The following is a 14757-nucleotide window of genomic DNA, read 5'->3' as shown; positions in this document are numbered from 1 at the left end:
GCTCCTTGTCGGCTTGAGTGTTAGCCACGCTAGGAGCCAATGCGGCACATTTCCTTCCGCAATCCAGCAACGATTCCCCACATGCGATCCCCCCAACAACCGCCACCCCGGCACAAGCCCCGCCGTTTTCCCATGCACGCGCCCCGACCAAAACCACCCCGCACGTGCCCACTCCCGCCGGACCTGCACCCTCATCTCAGCGAGCGTCGCGCTCCTTGCGCTGGCGGATCACCACACCAAGTCCGATGTCGCAGTCGCGGGCGGTCGCAGTTCGCCGGCTGTCGCGGGCACGGGCGCGGGCGCCAGCTGTCGCGGGCACGGGCACGGGCACGGGCACGGGCGCCGGCTGTCACGGGCACGGGCACGGGCACGGGCGCCGGCTGTCGCGGTCGCAGGCCAGACCCGGCAGCCTCATCATCGCAACTCTTCGTCCCGCCCCAAGCCGCCATCCCACCAGTTATCCACAGCCCACAAACTCCTCACCCACTCCATCCCCAGAATCCCGTTCGCCTCCCAATCACCCACCCCCGCTCAACCAAACTCGCCGCATGCCCCCTCTCCCTCCCACCCCAGCAACCCAGCCACCAGCACCAACACTCCGCCTCACAGTCCAAGGGCCGCCCGCCCCCTCCACAGATCCCGACACCCGCCACCCCATCGGCGCCCACCCCCTGGGCAGCTTCCACAAAACCCCCCGCCCCAAAACAACGCCTAACCCCCGCAGCGCAAGACAGGGCACCCCCTCACCGCCCGCCCACCAGTTCCCCAAAGCGGCCCAAAATTCCGCATCTCCTCCAGCCCCTGATCTCCTCAATCCGCCCCGAGAAGACCCACCACTTCACCCTCACCAACCCCCCGCACCCACCCAAAAACCCACGTCACCCAGCACTGCTCAAGCCCTCACCCCCGGGCAAGAAATCACACCGCCCCGCACACTCCAAACCCCCACGCCCAGCCAAGGACCCGCAGCACCCCCCACTGCCCAAGCCCCCACACCCGGGCAAGAAGCCGTACCACCCCGCCCTCGCCATGCCCTCAAGGCAGCCCAAAGCGCGCTGACAACACTCCTCTTCGCTGCCGCCGCGATCCTGCTTCTCCCCACTCCCCTGGCAAAAGCATCCCCGCCCACATGGCGCTGGCCACTGGACGGACATCCCCGCGTACTCCGCCGCTTCACTCCACCGCCCGAGCCCTGGCTTGCCGGACACCGCGGCATCGACCTGGCCGCTCCTCCATCGACCCCAGTTCTGGCGGCGGGCTCCGGCACAGTCCGCTTCGCCGGCCCCGTAGGCGGAAAAGGTGTGGTCACCGTCGAGCACGAGGGCGGCCTCCGTACGACGTACCTCCCTGTCAAAGCGTCCGTACGGCGAGGCCAACCCGTCGCCCCGGGATCCAGGCTCGGCGTCGTAGAAACCTCAGAAGACCACTGTCGGGAATCGTGCCTGCACTGGGGCCTGCGACGCGGCACCCATTACCTCGATCCCCTCCTGCTCCTGGGCCAGGCGACTATCCGCCTCCTCCCCTTCTGGCACGAAGGCGAGAACCTGCTTCCGCCCGCGAATGAGCACTCTCTACGGGATGACGACGATCACGAGCACCCCCTCCAACCACCAGTCGGAGAGATCACCAGACCGCCCACCACACAGCCACGAAGATCCCCAGCCGCCCTCAGCCCCGCACCACCGGCAACCCCAAAGGCCCTGATCGCCACCCACCCACCCTCACCCCGGCACCACCGGCAACCCCACAGGCCCTTAACGCCGCCGTACCCGCCCTCAGCCGCGCACCACAGGCAACGCCACAAGCCCTTAACGCCACCCCACCCGCCCTCACCTTGATCACACACGCCACCCACAGCCTGCCCCCGAACACCTCATCGCCAGGCCGTCACAACAACACGCCAAACCAGCGCCACCGCCTAGCAGCCGCCAACTCCCTCACTCCCGCCGCCTCACGCGGGAGGCACCAAGCACACTCCCCCACCACAACTCTCGACTTCCTGACCCGCTCGGCCTCGACCACCACGACATCCGCGCTCGGCCTCGGCACGCTGCTAGGGATAGGCCTCCTGGTCACAGCCCTGCGCAGCCACAGACGTACTCGAACAGACCACCGCCCCCGAAGGAGGGGCCAGCACCGCACCACCACGGGAGAAGAGCGAGGGAACGAGGCCACCAACACCCGGCACCGTGGCGAGAAGCACCCAACGCCCAACCGCCCCACAACCACCAACGCAAAGCCCGGCCGGCACCGCAAAGCCGCGAACCACAGAAATTAGAAGATCATCCAGCGCCACACCCAGCCACCGGCATCGCCCAGCCAACCATCGACGTACTCGCGCACATGCTTACCGCTATCGCGCATCAGGCCCTCGGATGCGCCTGACGGTAAGCCGCCCGCAGTCGCTCGATCGAGACATGCGTATAGATCTGCGTCGTGTTCAGCGACGCATGCCCAAGCAGTTCCTGAACACTCCGTAGATCCGCACCGCCCTCAAGCAAGTGAGTCGCCGCACTGTGCCGCAACCCGTGCGGCCCCATGTCCGGAGCCCCGTCCACCTGAGCCAGCCGCGCATGTACGACCCGCCGAACGGTCCCCGCATCGATGCGACCACCCCGTACCCCAAGGAAGAGCGCAGCCCCCGACCGCGCCCGAACCCACAACGGCCGCCCGTGAATGCACCACCTGTCCACCGCCCGAAGAGCAGGCAGCCCAAACGGCACAGACCGTTCCTTACGCCCTTTGCCCAGGACCCGGATGACGTGCCGCTCCCGATCCACATCGTCGACGTCGAGCGCACACAACTCACTCACCCGCACACCGGTGGCGTACAGCAACTCAAGAAGGGCTTGATCTCGAAGTTCCTTGGGCTCCCCAGCCGAGGGCACCTCCAGGACGGCCTGCGCCTGCTCCTGAGCGAGAACAGCGGGCAACGGCCGAGCCGCCTTCGCGCTGCCCAGCAACAACCCCGGATCGGCCGCAAGCCAGCCGCGCCGGAAGCAGTAGGCGGTAAAGGTACGAACGCAAGCGGTCCGCCGCGCCAGCGTGGCCCGAGCCTTGCCGGCCCGATACTGCCCAGCCAGCCACTCACGAAGCACCCCGATATCAAGGCCTTCCAGCCGCCCATCCACATGATCAAGCAAGGAGTTCACGTCAGCCAGATAGGCCCGCACCGTGTGCTGCGAAAGATCCCGCTCAATCCGCAGATGCCGCCCGAACTCCCCCACCACCTCTTCACGACCGACAACTTCACTCATCCCAGAATCCCCATCTCCGGATCCCTCCCACTGACTGTCATGTCACAGCAAGCAGTAAAAAACTTCACTGCCACCACTCAAGCCCAACCCCATCCCAGAACAAACCCCATAACCACCAAAGCCAGAACATCACCCCACCTCTCAGTCCAGAACCAGGCCTTGACCCATTCGCCTTGAGACGTGCAGCACACCGAACCCCACCGGATCCGAGGCCAGCACGACCTCCCACCGTCTTGGGACCCCTGCATGCCAGTCCATCAGACCCTGGCTTGACTACGCCTTGGACACCATCTCGGAGGACCACGCCCTGGGCCCATCTGCCCTCAAACTGGCGCCCTGAGTTCTCCCCGCCACGGAATCGAACTGCGCCAGTCCCCGCCCCAAGTCAGCCAGTACCCGGTTTGCCCCGCCTCAGGCGAATTCGCGTCAGCTGCGCCAGCCCGGAGGTATCCAGGGCCCGATTTCCGGTTCAGGCCAAGCCCGCGACTGGGCGCCGCAGATTGTCGGCCCGCCCGGCTAACGGCCCTTCGGGGACCCGTTCGAAGTCGGCCCACTTACAGGTTCTCGTTGGTGCCGTGTTGAGGAGCGGTCCCGAGCCTCCCCGCTTCAGCATGGATACCCTCGGCCGTTGGCTTCCCCGTTGAGCCGGTCACCACTATGAAGGAGAGTCACATCGCCTGGCCGCTCATTCCCATCTTGGGCCCTTTCGGCCATGACAACAGCAGGCGCAGTGCCACCCCAACATGATCATGGAATTGCGTCATAAGACCGAGCGAACTCGGACAACCGCTGACGAGTGTGGGTGGAAAGTTCAAGATCGAGAAGCTGGGAAATGGTGACGGCCATCGCTTGATCCTTCGAGGGCCTAAGTCGAGACCGAAGGAGAGCAGAGCGATGGCCGCAGACATCAGTCTGCCCCGGGAGCGGTGGTTCGCGAAGGGGATCTGCAATCGGTGACTCCGACTTTGTGGCAGCCCATGATCAATGCTCTGACCAGCACAGACAAAGCCCCTCACATCAGAGCAATTGTCAAATCCTGTGTATCGATGAGTGTGGTCGGACTTCCCAAGTTGGCCGTTGGAGCTGATCGTTGTACACGATGATGTCGGCGTGATCCGTTGGGCGGGCTGTGGCGAAGTAGAGCTGTTGGGAGGGGATATAGCGGTTGCGCCAGGACCGTTCGATTTCAGCGGTGTCCGCGGTGGATCCGGCCAGCGCTGTGCCTCGGTCCCGGGCGCGATCTACCGTCTGCTCGAATGGGACGGACACGAAGATGCGCAGGTCCCACCGATCGATAAGTTCTGGGCGTAGGAGGAAGACGCCGTCGAAGAGCAGTACGGCGTCTGCGGGGGCGGTCGTGGTCGGCGGGGACGATGGGGTGTCGGTGTCTCTGTCGTAGACCGTGTGCTGGAACCTTCGGTCTCCGCCGGGGCCCAGCGGATCGAGCAGGACCCGGCACAGCGAGGCGTGGTCGTGGGCGTCGAAGTAGCAGCCTTCGGCCGAGTACTGGCCGCGTCGGTAGCGCTGTGCACGGGGGAAGAGGAAGTCGTCGATGGTCGCGCGGATGACGTCGCGTTCCTGCGCGCGCAGGACGACGGCGAGCTCGTCGGCCAGCGTGGTCTTGCCGGCGGCGGGCGGCCCGTCGATGGCGACCCGCAGCGGGTGCGCGGCCGTGACGGATCTGATCGCCTCGGCCAGCCGACTGATGAGCTCGCCGCGGGTGCCATGGTCCATTGCTGCCCCTCTCACAGTGTCTCTGTTTAGCACCGCACGTCAGGCCGACCAACGGGCCCCACGGTCTTGGGGTTGTGGTTGCGCCCTTGACAGCACGCTGCGGTGGGTGGCGCCAAAGGCTGAGAGCGGTGCATAAACACGGGCTCTGGAGCGCCCGCACGCTTCTCGAACAGACGGCGCGCGGGGCGCAAGGCGCGGCGGCGGCCCAGGGGCGCGGGGTTCCGTCCCTGCGGAGGCACGCTTACGGGAGCATGTTCGCCTGCCTCCACATCTCAGGAGCGGTGACCTATGGCATCGCCCGAGCCGACGCCCTCGCCTCGTCCCAAACAGTCCTGGCAGGTCAGACAACTGTCCCCGCACGCCCGCCGACCGCCGCTCACCGAACGTCTCCGCTGACCACCGATCGTCGCCCACCGACCGTCGCCCGCTCATCACCGCCCGCCACCCCAGCCTGCCGCCTATCGCCCACCGACCGTCGCCCACCGCCCATCGGGCGTCGACCGCCGTCCGCCGACCGCCGCTCACCGAGCATCTGCCGCTGACCACCGACCGCCGCCCACCGCCACCGCTCACCCACCACCGCCCCACCGACGCCCGCCCGCCGACCCGCCTGCCCACCGTGCCCACCGTGCCCACCGCGCCACCGTGCCCACCGCGCCACCGTGCCCACCGCGCCACCGTGCCCACCGCGCCACCGTGCCCACCGCGCCACCGTGCCCACCGCGCCACCGTGCCCACCGCGCCACCGTGCCCACCGCGCCACCGTGCCCACCGCGCCACCGTGCCCACCGCGCCACCGTGCCCACCGCGCCACCGTGCCCACCGCGCCACCGTGCCCACCGCGCCACCGTGCCCACCGCGCCACCGTGCCCACCGCGCCACCGTGCCCACCGCGCCACCGTGCCCACCGCGCCACCGTGCCCACCGCGCCACCGTGCCCACCGCGCCACCGTGCCCACCGCGCCACCGTGCCCACCGCGCCACCGTGCCCACCGCGCCACCGTGCCCACCGCGCCACCGTGCCCACCGCGCCACCGTGCCCACCGCGCCACCGTGCCCACCGCGCCACCGTGCCCACCGCGCCACCGTGCCCACCGCGCCACCGTGCCCACCGCGCCACCGTGCCCACCGCGCCACCGTGCCCACCGCGCCACCGTGCCCACCGCGCCACCGTGCCCACCGCGCCACCGTGCCCACCGCGCCACCGTGCCCACCGCGCCACCGTGCCCACCGCGCCACCGTGCCCACCGCGCCACCGTGCCCACCGCGCCACCGTGCCCACCGTGCCCACCGACCGTCGACCGCCAACCACCGTCCGCCAATCCCCGCATGCCGCCCACCGACCGCCGACCATGACGGACCGCTACCCACGTGATAACCGTTGCCCGGTTCCCAAGGCTTTGTCGCGTCGGACGTCATCCCCGTATCTAACGACTGGCTGTCTGTACGTGGCTGTGCGGCCTGGCGGGCTGTTCCCAGCCTGAGGGCCGTGCATTGAGCGGGCAGGGATTTTCGGGCGTAGCAGCCATCACATCGGGTCGTTCGGTCCGGTCGCCTTCAGAAGTGGATTGTTTGTGCCTCAGTGCCAACCGTGCTGTTCGGGCCCGTGGGGGAAGTCGTCGTCTGGGAACGGGGGGTCGTCGGATGCGTCGGACTCGGGGGAGGGTGGGGGTTCTAGGGCGGCGGAGTCGGGGGCTTTGGGGTAGGAGGCAAGTTGTTTGCGGAGACGCCAGCCGTTTGTGGTTCGTTCTATGTAGCCTGCGGCCGCTAGGCCGCCCAAGGCGCTCAAGGTGGCGTCCAGGCTTAGTCCCGCGGCGACCGCTATGGACGCAGGACCTGCGCCGCCTCGGGTGGGGATCGCGTCGAGGACCTTTCGGGTGGGTTCGTTGAGTTTGTCCCTGGGGACTGCAGGAGCTCGGGATTGAGAGGCCAGGTCGTCGCCTATTACGCCGACCAGGTCGATCATCTCCTCCGGTGAGGTTACGCATACGGCTTTGCGGTCGCGGAGGAGTTTGTGGCAGCCGGCCGACATGCCTGAGGTAACTGGGCCGGGGACTGCCGCCAGGTGTCTGTTGAGGGACAGGGCGTGGGCGGCTGTGTTGAGGGCGCCGCTGCGTAGGGCTGCCTCTACCACTACCGTCCCCCTCGACAGGGCGGCTATCAGGCGGTTTCTGATGAGGAAGCGGGCTCGGGTGGGGTGGACGCCGGGAGGGCATTCGCTGACCACGACGCCCCGATCTCTAACAGCGGCAAACAGGACTTCGTGGCTCGCCGGGTAGCAGATGTCCACACCGCAGGCCAGGACTACCACCGTTGGTGCGTCGGCGGCCAAGGCGCCTCGGTGAGCCGCGCCGTCCACACCATGGGCGCCGCCTGACACGACGGTCCAGCCCGACTCACCGAGACCGACGCCGAACTCGGCAGCGATGTGGGTGCCGTACGACGTGGCGGCTCGTGCCCCTACGACCGCCACTGATTTGAGGCAGGAAAAGCGCAAGTCGGCTGTGCCATGGAGCCACAGACCGAGAGGGCGGCCAGCGCCTAGCTGGTCCAGTTGGGTGGGCCATTCCGGGCTGCCCGGGATGACCAATCGGGCTCCGGATCCTTGTCCGTTTTCGAGGTCTGCCGCTGGGTTGGCCGCTGCCAGGCGGGCGTGCCAGGCGTTGACACGGGCGGTGAGGTCGGGGGGACGATTCTGGTGGGCTTCCTGAGCTCGCTTGATCTCCTGGGCTACGAACTCTGGCGGCAGGGTGCGGGCGCGGATCGCCTCCACTGCACGTATGGCCCCGTACTGCATCACCAGACGGCCCATGATGGGGTCGCCCACGTCGGCCGCTCTCATGAGCGCGGCTCTGGCCTCAGTTTCGCTCTGAGCCGAGGTCGAGGCCGAGGTCGAGGGCGTGATCGAGGGCGTGATCGAGGTTGATGTAGTGGCAGGGGCACTGGCCGTGGCCGAGGTGGCGACCATGGGGGAGGCGGTCGTGGAGGCGGTGGCCGTCGTGGGCGAGGTGGCCATTGTGAGCGAGGTGGCCATTGTGAGCGAGGTGGCCATTGTGGGCGAGGTGGCAGCCGTGGCCAAGGAAGTGGTCGTGGGTGACGGCGTGGTCGAAGGTCGGGGCGAGGTTGTGAACGTGGTCTGGGTGGTGGCCCCAGTCTGAGGCCTGGGCTGATGCGTGGTTTCACTTTCGGGCTTGGGTGCGGGCTCACGCTGCGTAGTGCTGGTCATTGGGGTGGTGTCGGTTGGCTCGGGCGTTTCCCGCAGTTGATCGATGGGGGTGATGCTGGCGCCGACGGCGACGCTCTGGCTCATGCTGGTGGCGGTGTCTGTGGTGGTGCCAGCGCTGGCGTGGCTTGTGCAGGCGGGTGTGGCGGTGCCGTTGCCTGGGCTGATGGCGGGAGCGGCACCCGTTTCGGCAGAGGTGGGGATGCTCGTGCAGGCGACAGCGGTGGTGCGCACGTCGCCGACCGTATCGGGGCTTGTGCCGGTGATAGTGGCAGTGGAGGTGCCCGTGTTGGGGGCCGGAGCGGTCGCGGCGGCCGCTGGAAGGGTGCTGGTCGTGGCCGTTTTGGCCGGCGTGTGGGACATGCCGTAGTCCGGATGGGGGCTTGGTCGAACGTCTGCCCGCGGTAGGCCTGGGTCAGCGGCTGGTGGCGGTGTAAGGGGTGTGTCAGCTTCCGTGATTGAGCTGGACATGAGGGCTCCTGAAGGGATGGGGGCGGACGGTGGTGAGAGCTGAACGGATGAGGACCGGCCGTAGTGCAGGAGCAGGTCAAGGTGCGGGAGCACGTCGCGGTGCCTGAGCAGGTCGGGGCATGCCTGAGCGGTCGCGGCGTACCTGAGCAGGTCCCAGTCCTGGGTGGGTCGCGGTGCTGCTCGGGTGCTGCATGGGTCCCGGGGCTGCGCAGTTCACAGACCTGCGTAGGACCCGGTCCTGCATAGGTCCGGGGGTACATAGATCCTGGGCTACATAGCTCCCAGTCCTGCATAGATCCCCGGACCTACACAGATCCCGGGCTACATAGATCCCGGGCCTTCCTAAATCGCGGTGCTGGGTGGGTTCCGGTGCTGCATGAGTCCTGGACCTGCGTGAGTCCCAGTGCTGCGTGAGGCGCGGTGACCCGTGAGGCGGGGTGACGCGTGGGGTGCATCGGAGTGGGTGTTAGGACTTCACTCCTAGCCAGAAGCTGAGGGCGGCGTTTGTTTCGTCTTCCTCCGGGGTGTCCTTGTCGGCGAGGTCGGCGAGGGTCCATGCGACGCGTACGACGCGGTCCAGGCCACGGGCGGTGAGGGTGCCGGAGTCGAGGCAGGACGTCATGGGTTTCATGGCCTCGTTGGATGGGCGGTAGTCGGAGTGGAGCAGGGATGAGGGGATTTCGGCGTTCGTGCGCCAGGGCGTGCCGGTCAGGCGTTTTGCGGCGCGTTCGCGGGCTAGGAGGACGCGTTCGGCCACTGTCTTGCTCGTTTCTACGAACTGGCGGTCGGCCAGGAGTTCGCGTCTGGATGAGCGGACCACGGTGACCTTCATGTCTATGCGGTCGAGGAGCGGGCCGGAGAGCCTGCCCAGGTAACGGCGCTTGATCGTGGGGGTGCACTTGCAGGTCTCGCTCTGGTCCTCGGCCTGGGCGCAGGGGCAGGGGTTGGCGGCCAGGACGAGCATGAACCTGGCTGGGAACGTGACCGAGCCCGCGGACCTCGACACCGTCACGCGGCCGGATTCCAGAGGCTGCCGGAGGGCGTCGAGCACGTGGCGGGGGAACTCGGGGGCCTCGTCCAGGAAGAGGACGCCTCTGTGGGCGAGGGAGACGGCTCCGGGGCGTACGATCGCGCTGCCTCCGCCGATGATCGCAGCGGACGTCGCCGTGTGGTGTGGGCTGACGAACGGGGGTCTGCTCATCATGGGAGCGTTCGGCGGCAGGGCGCCCGCGACGGAGTGGATGGCCGTGACCTCCAGGGCGTGGTCGAGCTCCAGGTCCGGCAGGAGGGTGGGGAGGCGTTCGGCCAGCATGGTCTTGCCGGTGCCCGGCGGGCCGAGCATCCAGAGGTTGTGGCCGCCTGCCGCGCACACCTCCAGAGCCCGTCGGGCGACCGGCTGGCCCACGACGTCCGCAAGATCTACCGCCGGGCCGTCGGTGGACTTGGGCAACTCGGCGCACTCCTCGACCCGAGGCTCGGGCTCGTCGTCTCCCCTGCGCAGCCACTCCACGAGCTGGCGGAGGTGCGAAACCGGGATCACTTTGACGTTGGGGACCAGGGCGGCCTCGGCTGAGTTCGCGGCGGGGACGACGACTGTGACGTCACCGTGTTTGGCCGCGCCGATGATGGAGGGCAGCACGCCGCGTACAGGTCTGATGCGGCCGTCGAGGCCGAGCTCGCCCAGGAAGAACGGCTCCGCGATGCGCTCGGCCGGGATCACGCCTGCGGCGCTCAGGATGGCCATGGCTATGGCAAGGTCGAACTGGGAGCCGCGCTTGGGGAGGCTGGCCGGGAAGAGGCTGACGATGATGCGGGCGTCGGGCCAGGGATAGGTGCTGTTGACCATCGCGGACCTGACCCGGTCTCGGGCCTCGCTGAGCGCCGTGTCGGGGAGGCCGATGAGGTGGATGCCGGCCAGGCCGTTGCCCACGTCGGCCTCGACCTCGACGGTGCGGCCCGTGACTCCGATCACGGCCACGCTGCGCGTGCGGGCCACGGCCATCTAGATCGCCCCCCGTACGTGGCTCAGGGCGAAGTCACCGGCGAAACGCTCAAGGGCGATCACGTCCACCCGTACGGTGCGGAACGTGCGCGGCTGTGCGGCCAGCCACTTGGCCGCGAGCATCCTGAGCCTGGCCAGCTTGGCCGGGCTTACGGACTCCAGGGCTGTGCCGTGGGATCTGCCCGATCGGGTTTTGACCTCGACGACGACCAGGGTGGGACCCTCTTCGGCGATGATGTCGATCTCGCCGTGGCGGCAGCGCCAGTTGCGGGCGATTATCTTCATGCCCTCGGCTTCGAGGTAGGTCACGGCTACCTGTTCGCCTTGTTTGCCGAGGTCTTGGTCGTGTTTTGCGGCCATATGCCACCTCCGTCGTCGGTCCGGTGCTGGTCCGGGCACCGACTTTCGTGGATGAGGGGTGGTGGGGGTGGGGCCGAACGGGGTTCTGGGGATGGTGGGGGCGGGTCAGGGGTCGGTTGTGGATAGCGCGAGCGCAGGTCTGGGACAGGGCTCGGGTCAGCAGGGGCCGGCGGTCTGGGACGGAGCTCTGGTCAGGCGGGAGCCAGTGGCCTGGGGACTGGCGGACTGGGGCCGTGGGTCCCGGGTTCGCGGGTGAGGGTTTGTAGTGCCGAGGACTATGGTGTGTGGCGTTCCGGCCGGTTGGTCGCATCTGGGCGTGGGTTGCGCGGCTGTGGGCACGATGCCGCGGCTCGGCGCGGTGCCATGGGGCGGTGTGGGCAGGCCTGCGGGCATGAGGGGTTGCCGCGGCTGTGTGCCACGCTGAGCCATCCGGGCGCCACAGCACCGGTTAGGCGCGGTGGGAGCTCAGGAGAGTGGGTAAGCGATCCTGGCCGCCCTGCACAGCGCATGGTGGCGGCTGGCCGGATGCGGTCCATGGTGACGGCCGACCGGACGCGATCCACGGTGACGGCCGACCGGACGCGATCCACGGTGACGGCTGACCGGGAGTGGTCCACGGCCATCCGGCGCGGCCCACGATGGCGGCCCGGTGCGGTCCTGGCCGGATGTGGTCCACGGTGACGGCTGACCGGGAGTGGTCCACGGCCACCCGGCGCGGCCCACGATGGCGGCCCGGTGCGGTCCTGGCCGGATGCGGTCCACGGTGACGGCTGACCGGGAGTGGTCCACGGCCACCCGGCGCGGCCCACGATGGCGGCCCGGTGCGGTCCTGGCCGGATGCGGTCCACGGTGACGGCCGACCGGATGCGGTGCTGGGGCGCCACTTCGTACACGCCGACGTCCGGGCCCCGCCGTCCGCCTCCTGCGCGGCCGCTGCCGGTGGGGGCTGTCGGGCGGTGTACGGGGGCGAGTCGCCGTGGCGGTGCATGGTGGCGGTTTCGCCGGTGGGAAGCGCGTGTGGCGCCTGCCAGAGGGTGTCTGTAGTGGTGTTGGGGGGCGCGTGCCGGCTGAGCCTGCCGGAGGTGTGCTGCCGGCGGCTGGTCAAAGCTGAGGGAGCGTACGGAGCCCCAGCCCCGTTACCCCGAGAACCCCTCCTTGGGCATCTCGAGGTCCGCCTTGGCCAGTTCTTCCACGTTCACATCTTTGAACGTGACCACCCGTACGTTCTTCACGAACCGCGCCGGCCGGTACATGTCCCACACCCAGGCGTCCTGCATCTTCACATCGAAGAAGACGTCGCCGTTCTCCGCGGTACGGACGTCGAGGTCGACCGAGTTGGTCAGATAGAACCGACGCTCAGTCTCGACCACGTACGTGAACAAACCGACGACATCCCGGTATTCGCGGTAAAGCTGCAGCTCCATCTCGGTTTCGTACTTTTCGAGATCTTCTGCGCTCATCGCGGTCCTCCTGTCGTACCGGTCCCCCGGTTCGCCTGGTCAGGCAACCCCGGCCCCCATTTCATTTTCACCCATCCCCCTCGCCACCGTGACGAAGGAGTATCGGTGATCAGGACACGGCCCGTGCGTTTCCAGCGCCAGCCGGTGTCCTGGTGTGACATACCCCTTGTGCTCGGCGAAACCGTACTGCGGGTAGCGCTCGTCGAGCGTGACCATGAGACGGTCTCGCGTCACCTTGGCCACGATCGACGCCGCCGCCACGCATGCGGCCACCTGATCCCCCTTCCACACGGCCAGCGACGGCGCCGGGAGGCCCGGCACCGGGAAGCCGTCCGTCAGGATGTACTCCGGGTCACAAGGCAACTGTGCGACAGCCCGCCGCATTCCTGAAACGTTGCACTTGTGAAGACCTTTAGCGTCGATCTCCCCCGGCGGGATGATCACCATGCCGATGTGGGCGACGCGGACGATCTGGTCGTACAGACGTTCGCGCACCGCCGGGGACAGCAGCTTCGAGTCGCCGAGGCCGTCGATCTGCCTGCGCAGGATCACGGCCGCGACGACGAGGGGCCCCGCGCAGGCGCCGCGGCCGGCCTCGTCGACGCCCGCGATGGGGGTGAGGCCGCGGCGGGCGAGCGCCCGCTCGTAGGCGTAGAGTCCGGAATCGCGCCGGACGACGCTTGGCCGAGGGCGGAACGCAACTGTCATGACACAGGCAGCGTACGCCCCAAACGCCGCGAACCGCGACCGAAAGCGACCGCTATTTGACCTTGTCGAAAGTGTCAGGACGGGAGAAGAGATACCCCCGGGACAGCGGCCAGTAGCGCACCACGGCCTTGCCGATCACGTCGTTCTCCGAGATGAACCCGCCTCCGGCCTCGTCCATGTGGGCCCGCGAGTCGGCCGAGGCGCTGCGGTGGTCGCCCATCAGCCAGAGCTTTCCGGACGGCACGGTGACGTTGAACTCATCGCTGGAAGCGTAATCACCGGGGTAGAGGTAGGAGGTCTCCTCCAGCGGCGTGCCGTTGACCGTGATGCGCTTCTTGGCGTCGCAGCACACCACCTTGTCGCCGCCGACGCCGATGACCCGCTTGATGGTGTCCTCGCCGTTGCTCCAGCCCTTGAAGACCACGATGTCGCCGCGTTCGGGCTTGCCCGCCAGCTTGTTGACGAACACCCGGTCGTTGACCAGCAGGGTGTTCTCCATCGAGATGGACGGGATGTAGAACGAGCCGACCACGAACGCCTGCAGCAGCAGCGCGATGCCCACGCCCAGGACCAGCAGCAGCACCGTCTCGCGGAAGCCGCCCTTCTTCTTCTCTTTCCCCACACCCTCCGCCTTCTTGGTGACGGCCATCAGCGCCTCTTCCCCCTCCAGCGGCGACGGACCAGGACCAAGGGTACGGCCAGCCCGAACCCGGCGACCAGCGGTACGGAGCCACCGAGCGCCTGAAGTGCGGGTTGCGAGAATGTGTCCGGAATGTCGATCGAGGACGCCCGGTTGAACGGCCAGACGATCACGAAGGCCCGGCCGATGACCTGGCTCACGGGAATGGAGCCGCCGCCCGGGTCACCGGTGTGGGATCGGGAGTCGAGCGAGACCGACCGGTGGTCGCCCATCACCCACAGCCGCCCCTCCGGCACCGTGATGTCGAAGAACTTGTCGGACGGCACGTTGCCCGGATAGAGGTAGCTCTCCTCGTCGATGGGCGTGCCGTTGACCGTGATGCGGTTCTTGGAGTCGCAGCACTTCACGTGGTCGCCGCCGACGCCGATGACCCGCTTGATGTAGTCCCTCTCGCCGGGCACGATGCCGAACGCCGTGCCGACCCAGCGGAAGAAGGCCGCGACCGGGTTGGACGGCTCCTCCATCTCGAACTCACCGTCCCAGGAGTCGACTCCCGAGAAGACCACCACGTCGCCGCGCTCGATGTCGCGCGTGTGGTAGACGAGCTTGTTGACCAGCACCCTGTCGTTTTTCAACAGGGTGTTCTCCATCGACTCCGACGGAATGTAGAAGGCCTGGACCACAAACGTCTTGATGATCAGGGCCAGCACCAAGGCTACGACGACAAGAACGGGCAGCTCTTTCCAGAACGACCCCTTCTTCTCCTTTTTCTCGCCTTTTGCTGGCTTCTGAGTCTCTTCGGCGACCACGTCCACCTCGTCCTCGACAGGGCGGCGCGCCGCGCCGTGCTCCTGGCTCTCGCTAGTCATCGCTGACGAGCCTAGATGATGCTTCGGCTCGAC

General features: G+C 67.9%; 12 protein-coding genes. 3 read left to right on the top strand and 9 right to left on the bottom strand.

The features are described from left to right. The first annotated feature begins 245 nt into the window (after window positions 1-245). On the top strand, window positions 246-1838 hold the full coding sequence (locus HD596_RS23940; protein WP_313047575.1) for a M23 family metallopeptidase: 1593 nt from the start codon (window positions 246-248) through the stop codon (window positions 1836-1838). A gap of 525 nt (window positions 1839-2363) precedes the next feature. Here HD596_RS23940 and HD596_RS23935 read toward each other — a convergent pair. The 3 genes from HD596_RS23935 to dprA all read right to left on the bottom strand — a co-directional run bounded on the left by HD596_RS23935 (window position 2364) and on the right by dprA (window position 7833). After that, complete coding sequence (locus tag HD596_RS23935) at window positions 2364-3257, bottom strand: tyrosine recombinase XerC (RefSeq protein WP_185071570.1); 894 nt, start codon at window positions 3255-3257, stop codon at window positions 2364-2366. 1029 nt (window positions 3258-4286) lie between these two features. Next, entirely contained in the window at window positions 4287-4991 is a 705-nt protein-coding gene (locus tag HD596_RS23930; protein ID WP_185071569.1) for a cytidylate kinase family protein, read from the bottom strand. Window positions 4992-6570: 1579 nt separating this feature from the next. Next, window positions 6571-7833 carry a DNA-processing protein DprA gene (gene dprA / locus HD596_RS23925; protein ID WP_185071568.1) on the bottom strand — a complete coding sequence of 421 codons (1263 nt, stop codon included), beginning with the start codon at window positions 7831-7833 and terminating at the stop codon, window positions 6571-6573. Window positions 7834-7891: 58 nt separating this feature from the next. Between dprA and HD596_RS23920 the strand changes: the two genes are divergently transcribed. Both HD596_RS23920 and HD596_RS23915 read left to right on the top strand, forming a co-directional pair. Continuing rightward, window positions 7892-8149: a hypothetical protein gene (locus tag HD596_RS23920; protein ID WP_185071567.1), complete on the top strand. Its 258-nt coding sequence runs from the start codon at window positions 7892-7894 to the stop codon at window positions 8147-8149. Window positions 8150-8260: 111 nt separating this feature from the next. Further along, window positions 8261-8584, top strand: a complete 324-nt coding sequence (locus HD596_RS23915) for a hypothetical protein (protein ID WP_185071566.1) — start codon at window positions 8261-8263, stop codon at window positions 8582-8584. Window positions 8585-9151: 567 nt separating this feature from the next. On the opposite strand, the gene HD596_RS23910 is transcribed toward HD596_RS23915, so the two are convergent. The 6 genes from HD596_RS23910 to lepB (HD596_RS23885) all read right to left on the bottom strand — a co-directional run bounded on the left by HD596_RS23910 (window position 9152) and on the right by lepB (HD596_RS23885) (window position 14724). Next, on the bottom strand, window positions 9152-10687 hold the full coding sequence (locus tag HD596_RS23910) for a YifB family Mg chelatase-like AAA ATPase (RefSeq protein ID WP_185071565.1): 1536 nt from the start codon (window positions 10685-10687) through the stop codon (window positions 9152-9154). Then, on the bottom strand, window positions 10688-11047 hold the full coding sequence (locus tag HD596_RS23905) for a YraN family protein (protein ID WP_185071564.1): 360 nt from the start codon (window positions 11045-11047) through the stop codon (window positions 10688-10690). A 1136-nt stretch (window positions 11048-12183) separates the two neighbouring features. Then, complete coding sequence (locus tag HD596_RS23900; RefSeq protein WP_026215037.1) at window positions 12184-12507, bottom strand: DUF2469 domain-containing protein; 324 nt, start codon at window positions 12505-12507, stop codon at window positions 12184-12186. A gap of 39 nt (window positions 12508-12546) precedes the next feature. Continuing rightward, window positions 12547-13215, bottom strand: coding sequence for a ribonuclease HII (locus tag HD596_RS23895; protein ID WP_185071563.1), 669 nt, complete (start codon window positions 13213-13215; stop codon window positions 12547-12549). A gap of 52 nt (window positions 13216-13267) precedes the next feature. Continuing rightward, window positions 13268-13864 (bottom strand): signal peptidase I, encoded by a 597-nt coding sequence (gene lepB, locus HD596_RS23890; RefSeq protein ID WP_185071562.1) that lies wholly within the window; start codon window positions 13862-13864, stop codon window positions 13268-13270. Further along, a complete protein-coding gene (gene lepB, locus HD596_RS23885; protein WP_185071560.1) occupies window positions 13864-14724 on the bottom strand; it encodes a signal peptidase I in 861 nt (286 codons plus the stop codon). Before lepB (HD596_RS23885) ends, lepB (HD596_RS23890) begins: the two co-directional genes overlap by 1 nt. Window positions 14725-14757: the final 33 nt, after the last annotated feature.

Origin of the sequence: Nonomuraea jabiensis (assembly GCF_014204795.1) — a bacterium.
GTDB classification, from domain to species: Bacteria; Actinomycetota; Actinomycetes; order Streptosporangiales; family Streptosporangiaceae; genus Nonomuraea; species Nonomuraea jabiensis.
The sequence above is the reverse complement of the archived record's forward strand: the minus strand, read 5'-3'. Positions and strand labels throughout refer to the sequence as shown.

What these genes read in the sequence shown, in the direction of transcription:
- lepB (WP_185071560.1), bottom strand. Translation starts at nt 14,724, where the DNA reads ATGACTAGCGAGAGCCAGGAGCACGGCGCGGCGCGCCGCCCTGTCGAG.
- HD596_RS23905 (WP_185071564.1), bottom strand. Translation starts at nt 11,047, where the DNA reads ATGGCCGCAAAACACGACCAAGACCTCGGCAAACAAGGCGAACAGGTA.
- HD596_RS23935 (WP_185071570.1), bottom strand. Translation starts at nt 3,257, where the DNA reads ATGAGTGAAGTTGTCGGTCGTGAAGAGGTGGTGGGGGAGTTCGGGCGG.
- dprA (WP_185071568.1), bottom strand. Translation starts at nt 7,833, where the DNA reads ATGAGAGCGGCCGACGTGGGCGACCCCATCATGGGCCGTCTGGTGATG.
- lepB (WP_185071562.1), bottom strand. Translation starts at nt 13,864, where the DNA reads ATGGCCGTCACCAAGAAGGCGGAGGGTGTGGGGAAAGAGAAGAAGAAG.
- HD596_RS23910 (WP_185071565.1), bottom strand. Translation starts at nt 10,687, where the DNA reads ATGGCCGTGGCCCGCACGCGCAGCGTGGCCGTGATCGGAGTCACGGGC.
- HD596_RS23900 (WP_026215037.1), bottom strand. Translation starts at nt 12,507, where the DNA reads ATGAGCGCAGAAGATCTCGAAAAGTACGAAACCGAGATGGAGCTGCAG.
- HD596_RS23915 (WP_185071566.1), top strand. Translation starts at nt 8,261, where the DNA reads ATGGGGGTGATGCTGGCGCCGACGGCGACGCTCTGGCTCATGCTGGTG.
- HD596_RS23930 (WP_185071569.1), bottom strand. Translation starts at nt 4,991, where the DNA reads ATGGACCATGGCACCCGCGGCGAGCTCATCAGTCGGCTGGCCGAGGCG.
- HD596_RS23895 (WP_185071563.1), bottom strand. Translation starts at nt 13,215, where the DNA reads ATGACAGTTGCGTTCCGCCCTCGGCCAAGCGTCGTCCGGCGCGATTCC.
- HD596_RS23940 (WP_313047575.1), top strand. Translation starts at nt 246, where the DNA reads ATGTCGCAGTCGCGGGCGGTCGCAGTTCGCCGGCTGTCGCGGGCACGG.